The sequence below is a fragment of the Rothia sp. HMSC072B04 genome (assembly GCF_001813725.1).
In the GTDB taxonomy this organism is placed as follows: domain Bacteria; phylum Actinomycetota; class Actinomycetes; order Actinomycetales; family Micrococcaceae; genus Rothia; species Rothia mucilaginosa.
Map to the genome: position 1 here is coordinate 1 of NZ_KV813813.1, position 14,814 is coordinate 14,814.

Consider the following 14,814-nt stretch of genomic DNA (forward strand, 5'->3'; position numbering starts at 1 on the left):
AGCGAAGCGAGGGCGGGTGCCCCTGTAGGAACGAGGACGATACCCACCTTTCCAAGCGGAGCCGCCGTGCATCCCCAGCCGAGCCAAGCGTCCCCGGTCTTTCCAAGCGGAAACTGAGGAAATGCGCCTAGTGGCCCGCCTCCTGCCAAGACTTACCCCAGCCGACCTGCACATCCAGAGGAACACGCAGGGAGGCGGCACCGCTCATCTCCTCGACCAGCACGCGTTCGGCGGCTTCACGCTCACCGGTGGCGACTTCGAGGATGATTTCGTCGTGCACCTGCAGCAGCATGCGGGTCTTCAGGCCCTCTTCGCGCAGGCGGCGGTGAATGTTGATCATGGCGATCTTGATGATGTCCGCGGCGGTGCCCTGAATGGGGGCGTTGAGGGCGGCGCGTTCGGCGGCTTCACGGCGTACACGGTTGGGCGAGTCCAGGTCGGGCAGCACGCGGCGGCGGCCGAAAATGGTTTCGGTGTAGCCGTCCTGGTGTGCCTGCTTGAGTACGCCGCGCAGGAATCGTCCCACGCGTCCGAAGCGCTTGAAGTAGTTGGTGCGCAATTCGCCTGCTTCGTCGGAGCTGATGTTCAGCTGCTTGGCGAGGCCGAATCGGGACAGGCCGTATGCCAGGCCGTAGGACATTGCCTTGACCTTGGAGCGCTGCTCGGGGGTGACTTCTTCGGGGGCGACGCCGAAGACTTCGGAACCGACGTAACGGTGCAGGTCCTCCCCCGCTTCGTAGGCTGCGATGAGCTTCTCGTCGGCGGCGAGGTGCACCATGATGCGCATTTCGATCTGCGAGTAGTCGGCGGTGAGCAGACCCTCGTACTCCACACCGTCGACGGGTGCGGGCGCGACGATGAAGGCGCCACGGATGCGGCGGCCTTCTTCGGTGCGGATCGGGATGTTCTGCAGGTTCGGCGCGGTCGAGGAGAGTCGACCGGTGGAGGCGGCACCCTGCTGGAAGGTGGTGTGCACGCGTCCGTCGTCGGCGGCTGCTTTCTGCAGGCCTTCGACGGTCTGTACGAGTTTGATGTTGTCGCGGTAGGCGGCGAGCGCACCGAGGAATGCGGCACCGTCGGACTCCGGGGAGATTTTGGCGAGCAGTTCGGTGACGGATTCGGCGTCGGTGGAGTAGCCGGACTTGATTTTGCGGGTGTGCGGCAGGGCGAGCTTGTCGAAGAGCACGGTCTGCAGCTGTTTGACGGAGGCGAGGTTGAGGGGTTCTTCGCCGTCGTCGGTTTGGACGGTGTCGCCGATGATGGTGCGTGCGGCGTCCTGCGCCTGGTTAGCGCGTGCGGAGAAGGTGTCGTGCAGTTCGGCAAGGAGCGCGTCGGAGACGGCGATGCCTGCCTGCTCCATGTCTGCGAGGACGTAAAGTAGCGGCAGTTCGATTTCTTCGTAGACTTTGAGCTGGCCGTGTTCTTCCATTTCGTAGTGCAGCAGGCGCGCGAGTTCGTGGATGATGCGGCTGATTTGGGTGAAGTAGCGCAGGTTGTCGACGGGTTCGGCTTCGCCAGGCAGGCTGAAGAGGGAGGGTTCTGCCTCATCTTCTTCGGGCTGGAAGACGAGCTGCGCGTAGGGGTCCTTGGGGATCCAGAGGTAGCGTTCGGCGAGGTCTTCCATGCGTTCGGAGAAGAGTTTGCGGGTTGCGGTGGGGATGAAGCCGCACATGTAGGAGGACAGGGCGGGGTCTTCGACGGCGCCGGCGAGTTCGTAGCCGTAGGCGCGCAGGAGTTTGCGCTGAACCTTGAGGTCCATGACGATTTTGCGGGCTGCTTCGTCGGAGAGCCAGGCGGCGAGGGCGGCGTCGAGTTCCGGGTCGATGCTGCGGGTGTCGACCCAGAGGCTGGTGCTCTTGCTGGTGAGGAGCACGCCGAGCAGTTCGGGGTTTTCTTCGGCGGCGCGGATCTTGGTTTTGGTGACCTTGACGGCGGGTGCGTCGCCGATGGCGGGGCGCGCTACGGGCAGGTTGGTGACCGGGTAGAGGGTCACGGCGCCTTCGAGGCGTTCGGGTACGGCGATGGGCGCGCCCTGTTCGTCGGTGCCGTAGTTTTCTTCGGCTGCGGCGGCGCAGAAGGCGCGGAATGCTACTGCGTCTGCGTTTTTGGTGGGTGCGCTGGTGGCAATGGGTGCGTAGACGGGGCCGGTGGGTGCCTTCTTGGTGGCGCCCTCCTCCCCTACTTCTGCGGTGGAAACTGCAGAGCCAGCGGATCCGGCTGCGCGCACGATGGGGCCGAGGGTGTCGGCGGCGCGCTTGCGGATGGTGTGGAACTCTACTTCGTCGAAGAAGGTGTTGAGTGCATCCAGGTCGGGGGTGAATGCGGTGTCTTCGAGGGTGACGTTCAGGTCGAGGTCGTTGACGAGCTGGTTGAGGCGGCGGTTGCGTACGACGTTGTCGATGTTTTCGCGTAGTGCTTCGCCCTTCTTACCGCCGATTTTGTCGCTGTTTTCGATGACGGCGTCGAGGGAGCCGTATTCGCCGAGCCATTTAGCGGCGAAGCCGGGGCCCACGCCGGGTACGCCGGGCAGGTTGTCCGCCTGCTCGCCGGTGAGGGCGGCGAGGTCGGGGTACATGTGCGGGGGTACTTTGGTTTTCTTTTCGACGGCGGCGGGGTCCATGCGCTGAATACCCTTGGAGGGGCCGGTGGTGACCGGGTAGAGCAGGGTGACGTCGTCGGTGACGAGCTGGAAGATGTCGCGGTCGCCGGAGAGGATGAGAACCTTATATCCGGCTTCGGTGCCGCGGCGGGTGAGGGTTGCGACGATGTCGTCGGCTTCGTAGTTTTCGTAGGTGAGCGCGGGGACGTTGAGCGCGCCGAGCATCTTCTTGATGAGGTCAATCTGGCCGTTGAAGGCTTCGGGGATGGCGTTGCGACCACCCTTGTATTCGCCGTATTCGGCGGTGCGGAAGGTGCCGCCGGGTAGGTCAAAGGCTACGGCGATGTGGCTGGGCTGGTTGTCTTTGATGATGCTCAGCAGGGTGGAGAGGAAGGCATGGACGGCTTCGGTGTGCTGGCCGTCGCTGCGCACGAAGATGTGCTGTCCGGTCTTTTCGGCCATGGTGTAGATGCCGAAGAAGGAGCGTAGGGCGAGGGAGTGTCCGTCAATGAGCAGGAGGGTTTTGTTCTCTGTAGTCACTCCTCTAGTGTATCGAGTCTGAGTTTTCTTGGTGGTTGGCTTCGTGGCTGCGGGTTTTGTGGTGGCTGCCGGTTAGGACTGTGGGGAGGCGCCCGCGCCGTGTTGGGTGCCGGTGCTGTGCCATATAGCGGAATAACGGGGTGTGTGGAAAGAGTTTTACCTCATATGTAGGTGCCGGTGGGGTGCGTTTGGTGAGTTTTCCCCCAAAAAATGTGCCCCAAGCCACTATGTAAGGTGGATAATAATACGGTTTCCAGATAATATATAACCTTATTATCGCCTCCAGCGTAGGAACCCCCACACCCCGTGTATTCATAGGCAGAACTCTACCCAGAATTCACCGGCAGGATCCACCGGACCGTGAGGGCACCTCCCGCGCTTAACACACAACGAACCCTCATTTAGGAAACTATGAAGGCACTCAAAAAACTTCCCCTTCTCGCGTGGATTATCATCGCGATTGCATCGGGTGTGCTCATCGGCATGCTGACCCCGGGAATGATTAGCGGCATCAATGACGCAACCGGCGCAGCCATCCCCACCGACCTCATTGTGCAGCTCTTCGTCTCCTTCTCGACCGTATTCAGCGCCTTCCTGAGCTTCGCGATTCCGCTGATTATTATCGGCTTCATCGTGCCCGGCATTGGTTCCCTCGCGCAGGGTGCGGGCAAGATGCTCGGCATCACCGTGGGTCTGGCGTACATCTCCAGCATCCTTGCTGGTTTCCTGGCACTGACCTGCGCACTGCTGCTCTACCCCATCATCCTGAAGGGTCAGCAGCTCGCCTCCTTCGATAACCCCGAGAACGCACTGTCCAAGGGCTACATCTCCTTCGAGCTAACCCCGATTATGGGCGTGCTGAGCGCACTGATTCTCTCCTTCATCCTGGGCCTGGGCATTACCGCTCTGAAGACCCGTGCGATGCTGAACCTCTTCGAGGACTTCCAGGTCATCGTTGAGAAGATGCTCGGCTACGTGATTATCCCCCTGCTGCCGGTGCACATTGTGGGCGTGTTCGCAAACATGACCCTCGCCGGTCAGGTGGCGAAAATCCTCTCCGTCTTCGGTCTTGTGTTCGTCATGGTGATTATTCTGCACTGGGTCACCCTGGCGCTGCAGTACTCGGTGGCTGGCGCGATTTCTCGCCGCAACCCCATCCAGATGCTCAAGACCATGCTCCCGGCATACTTCACCGCAATCGGTACCCAGTCTTCGGCTGCGACCATCCCGGTGACCGTGCGTTCGGCGAAGAAAGCTGGCATCTCCCCCCGCGTGGTGGACTTCGCGATTCCGCTGTGCGCGACCATTCACCTCTCCGGCTCCATGATTACCATTACCTCCTGCTCGGTGGCAGTGCTGTTCATGACCGGTCAGCACCCCGACTTCGGTAGCCTGATCCCCATGATTCTGGTGCTCGGCGTGATGATGGTTGCCGCTCCCGGCGTTCCCGGCGGTGGCGTGATGACCGCAATCGGTCTGCTGCAGTCCATGCTTGGTTTCGATGCCTCCATGATTGCCCTGATGATTGCCCTGTACCTGGCTCAGGACTCCTTCGGCACCGCAACCAACGTGACCGGTGACGCGACCATCGCAACCCTGACCGAGCGCATCTCCAAGGCAATCGGAGCGAACCCCGATAAGGAAATCCGCGACGAGGACATCGAAAAGGCAGAAGCTATTTCCGCCTAATCCTCATCCGCTCACATAGCGTTTTTCAGCCCCGCTTCCCCCTGTAGGAGGCGGGGTTGATTCGTACCCGGAAGCACTCGCGAAAAGCTATCCCACCCAAAGCAACAAAAACCAAGGAGTACACTGGAAGTCATGACTGAAAACAACACACAGCACGCACCCGTCCGCGCGGCAGCGCCCACCACCCTCACCGCAGAAGAAATCAAGGCGCAGCTGACCGAAAGCGGCATCCCCGAGCACCTGCACCCCTACTTCCCCCGCGGTCTGGGCGAGCTCATCCCCGCCATGGGCATTAAGTTCCAGGAACTCACCGCAGAACGCACCGTCGCAACCATGCCCGTTGCCGGTAACACACAGCCCATCGGTCTGCTGCACGGCGGTGCCAACGTGGTTCTCGCCGAGACCCTCGGCTCGCTCTCCGCGGGTGTGCACGGCGGCGAAACCCTCGTAGCAGTCGGCGTGGACATCAACGCAACCCACGTGCGCCCGGCAGTCTCCGGCGTGGTCACCGCAACCTGCACCGCCGTCAAGCTCGGACGCACCCTGTGCATCCACACCATCGACATTGTGGATGAGCGCGGCCGCACCACCTGCACCGCACGCATCACCAATATGCTGATTCCCCGCCCCACCGCCTAACGTCCTACAACTTCAGCAAGTAGCCTAAAATCGTAGAAGCACGGGGTACACGGCACCCCGCCAACACCCCACCAGAAGGTACGACCAGAAGGAGCACCATGGCCCGCGAGCGCACCCCCTATTTCAAGCGTTACCCGAAGATTGTGCGCGCCAAGCGCATTGTCCTGCCCATCGCAATCGGCGTGATGCTGGTGTGCCTGGTGACCGCCATCAACAACCCCGGCAGCTTCTGGTGGCTGGGCGTAATGCTCGGTACCGGCGGTATGCTCTGGGCTGGCTCCCCCACGGACCGCCCGATCAGCGGCCCCAACAATGACGAAGACGATTTAAACCGTTACCTACGTTAAGTTCCGTGTAGCGCTGGATTCCCGCCCGCGCTAAGCACCCGGTTTACAACGCACACCCGCGAACCGTTAAACACGAACGCCCCGTCCCTCAGCTTCATTGTGAGGGGTGGGGCGTTTGTGTGTCATGGATAAGGCGCTGGTTCATCACTGCACCAGCCGTGTGTGTTCAGCGGCGATTCCTAGTCTTCGCCGTAGCGTGCATTCGTACCTGTACTGTCACGTACTTTGCACGTCTTGTGCTTAGGAGAGCTGCTTGATGATGGTGTCGGAAACTTCGCGCATGGACAAGCGGCGGTCCATGGAGGTCTTCTGAATCCAGCGGAATGCTTCTGGCTCGGTCAGGTTCATCTTGGTGATGAGCAGCGACTTTGCGCGGTCAACGAGCTTGCGGGTCTCGAACTGGTCGCGGATGGTGCCCACTTCCTTCTCGAGTGCGCGAATCTGCTCGTAGCGGCTAATCGCCACCTCAATGGCGGGAACCAGATCGTTCGGGGAGAACGGCTTGACGACGTACGCCATAGCGCCTGCCTCAACGGCACGGTCAACGAGTTCCTTCTGGCTGAATGCAGTCAGCAGAACGACGGGAGCAATCTGCTCCTTCGCGATTTCTTCAGCTGCGGTGATGCCGTCCATAATCGGCATCTTCACATCCATGAGGACGAGGTCGGGGCGGTGCTTCTGTGCTAGCTCGACAGCAGTCTTGCCGTTATCGGTTTCTGCAACAACATCGAAACCCTGGTCCTTCAGAATTTCGACGATGTCGAGGCGAATCAATGCCTCATCTTCTGCCACGACGACGGTGCGAGCGGGACCTTGCTCCTCCGCCTGATTTTGAGTGGTCAGCTCTGACATTACTCTTCTCCTTTATCAAATTTGAATCACTTAAAGTCTACAGGAGGGAATAAATGTTCATCTACTTTCTCGCCTTGTCCCCCGCGTGTTACATGCATCCTATATGCAGGTGGGAAGGGTTTTTGACGTTATTTTGGGCGCCACCACACAAATTTTGCACCTTAATGCATATTTTTGTTCTATACTGCTCATAACCACAAAGAAAAACCCTCACAACATAGACATACGCGGCGAAATTCACACCTAAAACATAGACCCGAAAATGACTCTGACATGCACTAACGCATCATCGGGTTAGATACAAACGTAATAAACAAAATATTTATACCGAAACTCCATCACCTGCCAAAGAAGGCCGATACACTGGAATGGATTATTCTCCTCGACTTCTCCGGCACTCGCATTTGACCGACCATACTCGATACCCGGAGGGGATTCATGCCAATCACCCGTCAAGCACGCACCTTGTACTCAGACTTCGTCGAGTACAAGGAACTCGACCGCGCCCCGCTGACTTCCATTCACCCCGGAATTCTCGTCGCCTTCGACTCCACCGCGCTTGCAAGCCTCTACAACTACCCAACCCACATTAGCGACGAAATCCTCCGCGCCTACTCCCAGCTCCGCGGACACGCCTTTCTCCCTCACCAGGCGCTCAAAGAATTCTGGGCAGCACTCGACGGCGCATCCCCCGTGCCCGCCGCCGCAGAACGCGTCCGCTCAGCGCTCGCATCCTTCAAAGAAACCCTGCCCGAAGAACGCAACTCCCCCTGGAGTGCGTTGCGTTCCGTCACGCACCAGCTGGACCACTCCATCGCACAGATCATGCGGATTCTCGAACCCACCACCGACACCGGATCAATCAACGTGGCACGCCGCGAAGACGACACGATCCTGCCGCGACTGAACCGCATCTTCACCGGACACGTGGGTGCCGCGCCCAGCCCCGAACGCCATGAACAGCAGTGCCGCGAAGCCCTCGCACAAGGCCACCCGCTACTCGCTAACGCCAGCTTTGACGCCGACTTCGCGCTCTGGAACCAGTGCGTTACCGAAGCAACCACCCGCGTGAAGGGCACCGACTGCGTCTTTGTCACCGGCGGTGTGCGCGACACCTGGCTACGCAACGGTCAGCAGGTACGCGCCGCATCGGGTGGCGAACCCGTACACCAGCTCGCGAACCGCCAGCTGCTACGTGAATACGCTAAGGCAACCGGAGGCGGCGTGTTCCGCATCTACACCGTCGAGGAGATTCTGCGCCTCGCCTCCAACCAGTACGGCGTGACCGTCAGCGACGCGACCTACAGCGCGATTCGCGCGGAACAGCCCGTAGCTGTGTAAATTCGCCGTGCACAGTCACCGTTGAGAATAATCCCACCACACCACACCCACCACCACCATTAACCGCAAGAAGCCACATGTGTTCCGAACACATGTGGCTTCTTAGCGTCTGCGGGCAAGGTGTCTACAGAATCAAAGTAGGGCGCGAAAACCTAGTTCTCACGGCTGGCGCGGTACAGCTCAGCGGCGCGTTGCTCCGAAGACTCGTCATCACCGAGGAGCAGATAGCACAGGTACAGGGTGAAGGCGGCGCGGCAGTCGTCAGCGAGCGCGCTGGTTCCTTCGCCGGGGTGGGCGCTGAAAGCGATAACGTCATGAGCCTGGGGCAGAGCTGCAATCAGGTGTGCGGCGGTTTCGTAGCCTTCCTGGTCGCCGGGCAGGGTGAACTCGTGCGCCTCCGGGTTCTCGGTAGCGCCGGCTTCCGATTGGGCAGCCTGGAAATTAGCCTTGAGGACGTCCTCAACACGGCTCATCAGCTCATCGTCGGGCAGTGCGCGGTCATCTGCGGCAAACGCAACGTGGATGCCGTTCAGGGTCTCGTAGGGGTGCTCGCCCGCGTAGTATCCGGCGGCGAGCGCGTAGCCGGTGAGCAGCTGCGCCTCGGCGGCGGTGAAGGTGCCACGCGCCTCACGCAGGGCGGGTAGCAGTAGCTCAGTCAGGAGGGGGCGCAGGGACTCGGGGGCGTTCGCGATAGCCTCCTGCAGGTAATCTTCCGCTTCCGCGGTGGGCTCGGCATTGAGCAGGGTCAGGAAAGCCTCATCGGTGCCCGCCCAGCAGCGGGCAATCAGTACGAGGGTTGCAACGAGTGCGAGAAGTTCACGGTAACTACCCGAACGGTCAGCGTCGAAAGTGTCAGCAACAACGCGGGCGAGCATGCGGGCGGCAATGTTCTCGAGGACGAACTCGTCGTAGGGGTTGTCGCCGGGCCAGTTTGCGGGGTCGGGAAGGTAGGTTTCGTCCAGGTACCGCAGCACAGGTTCGAGGGGCACGGGAGCATCCGCAGCGAGGTCGGGGCGGCACTGCTCAATCCAGCTGTTCACAGTCGCCTCGTCGGCAATGCCGGTAGCCTCAGCCAGCTGGGCGCGCGAAAGGCTGTACGGTGCAACGAGTGCGGCGAGGTCGTCGCACGCGCCGTTGGAACGGTAGGTGGGTCGGTAGTTAGCGCTGGGGAGGGTTCCGGGGAGGGTGGCTACCATGGTGGCTCCTTCGCTGAGGTTCGGGGTGAATTGGGTTGTATGGTGTGCGATGCGCGGTGCCGCCTGAAGGGTCGGGGTGCCTTCTTTCTACGCATCTTCTAAATTCAGAATATCCCAGACCCCCGCATCATGTACTGCCCGTCGTCATTACCCGCCCATTAACCGCGAGAAGCCACATGTGTTGTGAACACATGTGGCTTCTCGGCGCAGAGGGAAAAGGATGCTAGTCCAGCAACGCGTCCACGAATGCTTCCGGGTCGAACGGCGCCAGGTCGTCCGGGCCTTCACCCAGGCCGATGAGCTTGACGGGAACGCCGAGCTCCTCCTGAATAGCGACCACGATACCGCCCTTCGCAGTGCCGTCGAGCTTAGTCAGCACGATACCGGTGACATCCACGATATCGCCGAAGACCTTCGCCTGAACCATACCGTTCTGGCCGGTGGTCGCGTCGATAACGAGCAGAACCTCGGTGACCGGCGCTTCCTTCTCAATCACGCGCTTAATCTTGCCGAGCTGATCCATCAGGCCGGACTTGTTCTGCAGGCGGCCCGCGGTGTCCACGAGCACGGTGTCAACGCCCTGCTCCTTGCCAGCCTTCACGGCATCAAACGCGACGGATGCGGGGTCGGCACCTTCCTTCTCAGAACGCACGGTCTTCACGCCCACGCGGTCACCCCAGGTGGTCAGCTGCTCAGACGCAGCGGCACGGAACGTATCCGCGGCGCCCAGGAGCAGGGTCTGACCGTCAGCGACCATCACGCGAGCAATCTTGCCGACGGTCGTGGTCTTACCCACGCCGTTCACGCCAACGACCAGCACCACGCCGGGATTGCCGTCGCTGCCGGCGGTCTTCAGTTCGCGGTCCATGTCGGGGCGAACAATCTTCACGAGCTCTTCGCGGAGCATCTTCTTCACGGCGGCGGGGTTGCTCGTACCTTCAACGCGCACGCGCTGCTGCAGCGCCTCCACCAGGCGGGTAGTCGGCTCGGAACCCAGGTCGGCAAGCAGCAGGGTCTCCTCAACCTCATCCCAGACGTCCTGGTCGATGCGGTCGCGGGAGAGCAGAGCCAGCAGGCCCTTGCCGAGCATGTTGTTGGAGCGTGCCAGGCGGGCGCGCAGGCGCACCAGGCGACCCGCGGACGGGTCGGGCATATCAAGTTCAATAGCGCGAGGTGCCGAGCTTTCGGGTTCTTCCGCCGAACCGCCGGAGGCCTTAGCCGCCTCCTGGCGCAAAGACTGCAGGTCCGCGGTCTTCTTGGGTCGGCGCAGAACGGCGAAAAGTATACCGGCGATAACCAGTACACCCAGCACAATCGCGCAAATCATCATCATCGTTTCATTCACACTACTAGCTTACCGGTTTGGGCGGTTTGGCTGGTCGAGGTGACGCGCATGCCCGGCTGTCGGCGGAGTAGACTGGACACTGTTAAGTTTTTTAGCCGAACACATGGTTGACAGTTGCGGGTGGGGCCCGCGGCTGCCGCACGGCACCGCACGATTTCGAGGATGAACATGAGGAACCCTGCCAAAACACCGCCTGTTTTTGACCCGCGCACGATTGACCCGAACCGTGTGCCGACCGGCTTGAAGGTTCTGATTGCTGCCTCGTTCATGATTGCGGTGGGTTTTGGTTTGGTGGCGCCGGTGCTGCCGAACTATGCGCAGAACTTTAACGCGACGGTCACTATGGCGACGATGGTGGTTTCTGCGTTGGCGATTACGCGCCTGATTTTCGCGCCGTCGGCGGGTCAGATGATTACCCGATGGGGTGAGCGTCCGGTGTACACGATTGGCATGCTGATTGTGTCGGTGACGTCGTTCATGATTGCGTTTGCCTGGGATTATTGGGTGCTGCTGGGTTCGCGTGCGGTGGCGGGTATCGGCTCGGTCATGTTCACGGTCTCCGCGATGGGCCTGCTGGTGCGCCTGTCCCCGGCGCATATGCGTGGCCGTATTTCGGGTTATTATGCGACGGCGTTCCTGCTGGGTAACCTGCTGGGCCCGGTGATTGCGAGCGCCCTGGCGCCCTTTGGTATGCGTGCGCCGTTTATTGTGTATGGTTTTTCGCTGCTGGCGGCGGGCCTGATTGTGTGGTTCTTGATGCCTTCGCAGGCGGCGCTGGAGGCGGAGCGCGACGCGATTATGGAGGCGGCGGCGCTGGCTGAAGGTAAGGGCACCGGGGTGTTGCCGTCGGCGGCTCCTTCCCCTGCGTCTGAGTCGGGTGACGAGTCTGCGGCGGACTCCCCCACTGGCGCATCCGGCAAGGCGGCTAAGTCTGCTGCATCCGGCGGCGCTGCGGGTAAGAGCGACCTGCCGGCGATGACGGTTCGTGACGCGTTGAAGTTCTCGAATTACCGTTCTGCGTTGGTTTCGAATTGGGCGATTGGCTGGTCGGTGTTTGGTGTGCAGTCGTCGATTATTCCGTTGGCGGCGGCGTATTTGGCGACGGGCGGCGACATGTCGAATTCGGTGGCGGGTACCCTGTTGGCTTCGTTGGCGATGGCGACGAACTCGTTTGGTAATGCGTTGACGCAGACGTTCTCGGGTCGTTTTTCGGATCGTTTTGGTCGCCGTGTGATGGCGTTTTCGGGTCTGCTGTTGGCGGGTTCTGCGGTGACGTTTATGGGTTTCGCGCCGGTGGCGTGGGTGTTTGTGTCGTTGACGGCGTGTCTGGGTATTGGTGCGGCGTTTATGGGCCCGTCGATTCAGGCTGCGGTGTCTGATGTGATTGGTACTCGCCGCAGTGGCGGCCAGGTGTTGGCGGTGTATCAGATGTGTAGCGATTTCGGTATGATTCTGGGCCCGCTGGTGGCTGGCATGATTGCGGATGCGTGGGGCTTTGTTCCGGCGTTCATTATGAGTGGTTTGTTGTTGGTGGCGGCGGCGTTCACGTGGGCGCCGTTCCGGAAGGCGCGCTGGCCGAAGGATATTGCGGACGCGGACTATACGGGCCGCTAAGCACTCTATATCATGTGAAAAGCCGGTGCCAGGTTCCTGTGATGTGACAGGAACCGGGCACCGGCTTTTTACCATTTGATATTTAGGGGACGAGCACAATATTGCCCATCATCGCGGGGTCTCCCCAGAGTAGTAGGACCCAAGGAATAGAAATCAGAATCCCAAATGCCACTAGCGAGGGGCGGTACCATCGGCTCTTCGGCAAATATGCCGCTACCAGCAGTGCCAGCGGGAACAGTGGCAACAGAATACGATTCGTAGAAGAAATCGGGAGCCAGAAGACGAAGAGGTATCCCATGTAGCAAGCGGTCCACAGCCAAAGGGCGGGGTGGATGAGAGTGCGGCTGAATTTATGGGAAATCCAGTAGTAGAAACCCACCATTGCTACCACAAATAAGATTGCCACAACAATCTTAGGAATCATTCCGCCGAAGTAGTGATAATGCTGGTTGATCCACTGGATAATGTATTGGTGTCCTTCACTGGGTTTACGCTTAGACCAGCCCAGTTCTGTTGCGAAGTAGGCGTCTATACGACCCGTGTATAGGGCGGCATGCAGGGGGTGTACGAACGCGAAGGAACAGACGAGCAGAGCGCTGAGGAGCTGTCCAAAGCGTCCGCGGAAGGCAGCCCACGCATCCGATAGCGCAGAGTGCGATGCATCCTCGATACGACGGCGACGGTAGTCGTTCACCGTACACCACAGCCACCACAAACCAACAAAGGCTCCGAGGGGCACGCCCACAGGGCGGGAAAGAGCCGCTAGAAGCGCCACAGGCAGAAGCAATACATACCGTCCCCGGAGCACACACCACACGCTCAAAGCAATGAGCAGGATAGACAGTGCCTCAGCATAACCGGTAATGAACACGGGGCTGGCCATGCTGAATGCGTACGCGGCAACAGCCCATAGCGCCAAGCGGTTGCGGGATTCATCCCCTACGAACGCACGAGTGTCGAAGACGCCGCGGTCACGCCAGTTCAGGCAGCCGATGAATAGGCGATACAGTACGTAAGCCAAAGCGAAGCCCGCTGCGAGGGTCAGTGCAAGTGTTGCGACGCGATACTCAATACCGAACGTATTGGCGATTCCACCGGCAATAAGGGATTGCAACGGCATGAAAGCCCAAGCATTGTAATCCACAGACCCGTCAGCGCGGAGCGGCAGGTTCTGAGGATACCATTCGGTATAAATGCGTTCGTAGAACAGAGCGTCCCACCTGTTCAGGAACCCAAGGAGGTCATTGTGCTGACCGAAGTCAATGAGCGGGTGGGTCCTGTGCTGTTCAAGAGCGATAGAGAACATACCCAGGTGGAGGATACATGCTACAGCCCAGATGATAAGGGCTGGAATCCAGGTTCGGCGAGCGGGCAGTAGCTCAGGTCGGTTGGCGTCGGCTCCAGAGGAGGGAGAGTCTCCGCTTCCACTCTTTGTGGAGGTTCGGAGTGCTTCTAGAGTCGGTACAGGACCGGTGAGGAAGCCATAAAAAAAGTTACGTAAGTTGAAGGACGGCACGACCCGTCCATGATGTTCAGCCATGGTGTTCCGTATGTATGAATGAGTGAAATAGTTGGTGTGTTTCGGCGCTACTCCCAGACTTTTTAGAGTATGTCATGGGTCACGGACCGGGGGGGTATGCACTGCACTTTAGTGAAATGTCCCCCATAGAATATCAGCCACTAACCCACCAGGCACGTATAACAAACTCTCCACCTGTAATCTACTCATAGATTTACGTCACAGGGCACCTGGTGGCTTGTTAAAAGACCACAGAAAAGCCGGTGCCTGCGAGGGAGCAGACACCGGCTTCACAACCAGAGAAAACCTTTATCGGGTCACAGGCACCTTGGAGAATTCACGCACGGTACCTTCGGGGTCGCCGGAGCGTACCAGTGCTTCACCAATGAGGACCGCATCGGCGCCAGCGCCGGCGTAGGCGCGCACATCCTCGATACTGGCGACGCCGGACTCAGCAACCTTAATAACCGAGTTGGGCAGGTGCGCTGCGAGGGATGCGTAGTGCTCGTTATTGACTTCAAGGGTCTTGAGGTTGCGCACGTTAATGCCGACGATTTTCGCGCCGATGCGCTGGGCGACCTCGATTTCTTCGGGGGTGTGGGTTTCGACGAGGGCGTTCATGCCGAGCGATTCGGTGAGTTCGAGGAACTCGCGCAGGGTCTGCTCGTCGAGGGCCGCCACAATCAGTAGCACCAGGTCGGCGCCGTGTGCGCGTGCCTCCCAGATCTGGTATTCGTCGACAGTGAAGTCCTTGCGGAGCACGGGGATGTTCACGGCGGCGCGGACTGCGTCGAGGTCGGCGAGGGAGCCGTTGAAGCGGCGCTGTTCGGTGAGCACGGAGATCGCTGCGGCGCCACCCGCCTCATAGCGTGCGGCGAGCGCGGCGGGGTCGGGGATTTCGCCGAGCGCACCCTTGGAGGGTGAGGAACGCTTCACCTCGGAGATAATGCGTGCCGTCGTGCCGTTGCCGCCGCCGGGTACTTCACCGCGTAGGGAGGCGAGCGCGTCGCGGGCGGGTGCGGCTGCGAGGGCGCGCTTCTTCATTTCTTCGAGGGGAACCTGCTGTACACGGGCGGCGAGGTCTTCGCGGACGCCGACGATGATCTCGTCGAGAACGGTGCTCATGGTGTCTC

Annotated in this window: 11 protein-coding genes; 5 read left to right on the plus strand and 6 right to left on the minus strand. The window is 60.3% G+C overall.

Translation table 11 applies throughout. The annotated features are described in order from the left end of the window. Window positions 1–127: 127 nt before the first annotated feature. On the minus strand, window positions 128–3,139 hold the full coding sequence (polA, locus tag HMPREF2928_RS07880; protein WP_070688134.1) for a DNA polymerase I: 3,012 nt from the start codon (window positions 3,137–3,139) through the stop codon (window positions 128–130). A 411-nt stretch (window positions 3,140–3,550) separates the two neighbouring features. Here polA and HMPREF2928_RS07885 point away from each other — a divergent pair, with 411 nt between their 5' ends. The 3 genes from HMPREF2928_RS07885 (at window position 3,551) to HMPREF2928_RS07895 (ending at window position 5,814) form a co-directional block, all read left to right on the plus strand. Beyond that, complete coding sequence (locus HMPREF2928_RS07885; protein WP_049341347.1) at window positions 3,551–4,828, plus strand: dicarboxylate/amino acid:cation symporter; 1,278 nt, start codon at window positions 3,551–3,553, stop codon at window positions 4,826–4,828. 132 nt (window positions 4,829–4,960) lie between these two features. Further along, entirely contained in the window at window positions 4,961–5,467 is a 507-nt protein-coding gene (locus HMPREF2928_RS07890) for a PaaI family thioesterase (protein WP_070678042.1), read from the plus strand. 98 nt (window positions 5,468–5,565) lie between these two features. Then, window positions 5,566–5,814: a hypothetical protein gene (locus HMPREF2928_RS07895; RefSeq protein WP_005506231.1), complete on the plus strand. Its 249-nt coding sequence runs from the start codon at window positions 5,566–5,568 to the stop codon at window positions 5,812–5,814. 240 nt (window positions 5,815–6,054) lie between these two features. Here the strand turns inward: HMPREF2928_RS07895 and HMPREF2928_RS07900 are convergent, their stop codons facing one another. Further along, window positions 6,055–6,666 (minus strand): ANTAR domain-containing response regulator, encoded by a 612-nt coding sequence (locus HMPREF2928_RS07900; protein WP_005509159.1) that lies wholly within the window; start codon window positions 6,664–6,666, stop codon window positions 6,055–6,057. Between the two features lie 438 nt (window positions 6,667–7,104). Between HMPREF2928_RS07900 and HMPREF2928_RS07905 the strand changes: the two genes are divergently transcribed. After that, window positions 7,105–8,007: a PIN-like domain-containing protein gene (locus tag HMPREF2928_RS07905; protein ID WP_070616449.1), complete on the plus strand. Its 903-nt coding sequence runs from the start codon at window positions 7,105–7,107 to the stop codon at window positions 8,005–8,007. A gap of 152 nt (window positions 8,008–8,159) precedes the next feature. On the opposite strand, the gene HMPREF2928_RS07910 is transcribed toward HMPREF2928_RS07905, so the two are convergent. Together HMPREF2928_RS07910 and ftsY are read right to left on the minus strand one after the other, a co-directional pair. Continuing rightward, a complete protein-coding gene (locus HMPREF2928_RS07910; RefSeq protein WP_070688136.1) occupies window positions 8,160–9,203 on the minus strand; it encodes a glycosyltransferase in 1,044 nt (347 codons plus the stop codon). A 223-nt stretch (window positions 9,204–9,426) separates the two neighbouring features. Further along, on the minus strand, window positions 9,427–10,536 hold the full coding sequence (gene ftsY, locus HMPREF2928_RS07915; RefSeq protein WP_070506468.1) for a signal recognition particle-docking protein FtsY: 1,110 nt from the start codon (window positions 10,534–10,536) through the stop codon (window positions 9,427–9,429). Between the two features lie 180 nt (window positions 10,537–10,716). Between ftsY and HMPREF2928_RS07920 the strand changes: the two genes are divergently transcribed. Then, the gene (locus HMPREF2928_RS07920; RefSeq protein ID WP_070688138.1) at window positions 10,717–12,162 is read left to right on the plus strand and encodes an MFS transporter; all 1,446 of its coding nucleotides are present in this window, start codon (window positions 10,717–10,719) and stop codon (window positions 12,160–12,162) included. 82 nt (window positions 12,163–12,244) lie between these two features. On the opposite strand, the gene HMPREF2928_RS07925 is transcribed toward HMPREF2928_RS07920, so the two are convergent. Beyond that, on the minus strand, window positions 12,245–13,282 hold the full coding sequence (locus HMPREF2928_RS07925) for a hypothetical protein (protein ID WP_210399883.1): 1,038 nt from the start codon (window positions 13,280–13,282) through the stop codon (window positions 12,245–12,247). A gap of 708 nt (window positions 13,283–13,990) precedes the next feature. Continuing rightward, window positions 13,991–14,806 (minus strand): indole-3-glycerol phosphate synthase TrpC, encoded by an 816-nt coding sequence (gene trpC / locus HMPREF2928_RS07930; RefSeq protein ID WP_005507463.1) that lies wholly within the window; start codon window positions 14,804–14,806, stop codon window positions 13,991–13,993. Window positions 14,807–14,814: the final 8 nt, after the last annotated feature.

What these genes read in the sequence shown, in the direction of transcription:
- HMPREF2928_RS07885 (WP_049341347.1), top strand. Translation starts at nt 3,551, where the DNA reads ATGAAGGCACTCAAAAAACTTCCCCTTCTCGCGTGGATTATCATCGCG.
- HMPREF2928_RS07905 (WP_070616449.1), top strand. Translation starts at nt 7,105, where the DNA reads ATGCCAATCACCCGTCAAGCACGCACCTTGTACTCAGACTTCGTCGAG.
- HMPREF2928_RS07920 (WP_070688138.1), top strand. Translation starts at nt 10,717, where the DNA reads ATGAGGAACCCTGCCAAAACACCGCCTGTTTTTGACCCGCGCACGATT.
- HMPREF2928_RS07890 (WP_070678042.1), top strand. Translation starts at nt 4,961, where the DNA reads ATGACTGAAAACAACACACAGCACGCACCCGTCCGCGCGGCAGCGCCC.
- HMPREF2928_RS07925 (WP_210399883.1), bottom strand. Translation starts at nt 13,282, where the DNA reads ATGCCGTTGCAATCCCTTATTGCCGGTGGAATCGCCAATACGTTCGGT.
- trpC (WP_005507463.1), bottom strand. Translation starts at nt 14,806, where the DNA reads ATGAGCACCGTTCTCGACGAGATCATCGTCGGCGTCCGCGAAGACCTC.
- ftsY (WP_070506468.1), bottom strand. Translation starts at nt 10,536, where the DNA reads ATGATGATGATTTGCGCGATTGTGCTGGGTGTACTGGTTATCGCCGGT.
- HMPREF2928_RS07910 (WP_070688136.1), bottom strand. Translation starts at nt 9,203, where the DNA reads ATGGTAGCCACCCTCCCCGGAACCCTCCCCAGCGCTAACTACCGACCC.
- HMPREF2928_RS07900 (WP_005509159.1), bottom strand. Translation starts at nt 6,666, where the DNA reads ATGTCAGAGCTGACCACTCAAAATCAGGCGGAGGAGCAAGGTCCCGCT.
- HMPREF2928_RS07895 (WP_005506231.1), top strand. Translation starts at nt 5,566, where the DNA reads ATGGCCCGCGAGCGCACCCCCTATTTCAAGCGTTACCCGAAGATTGTG.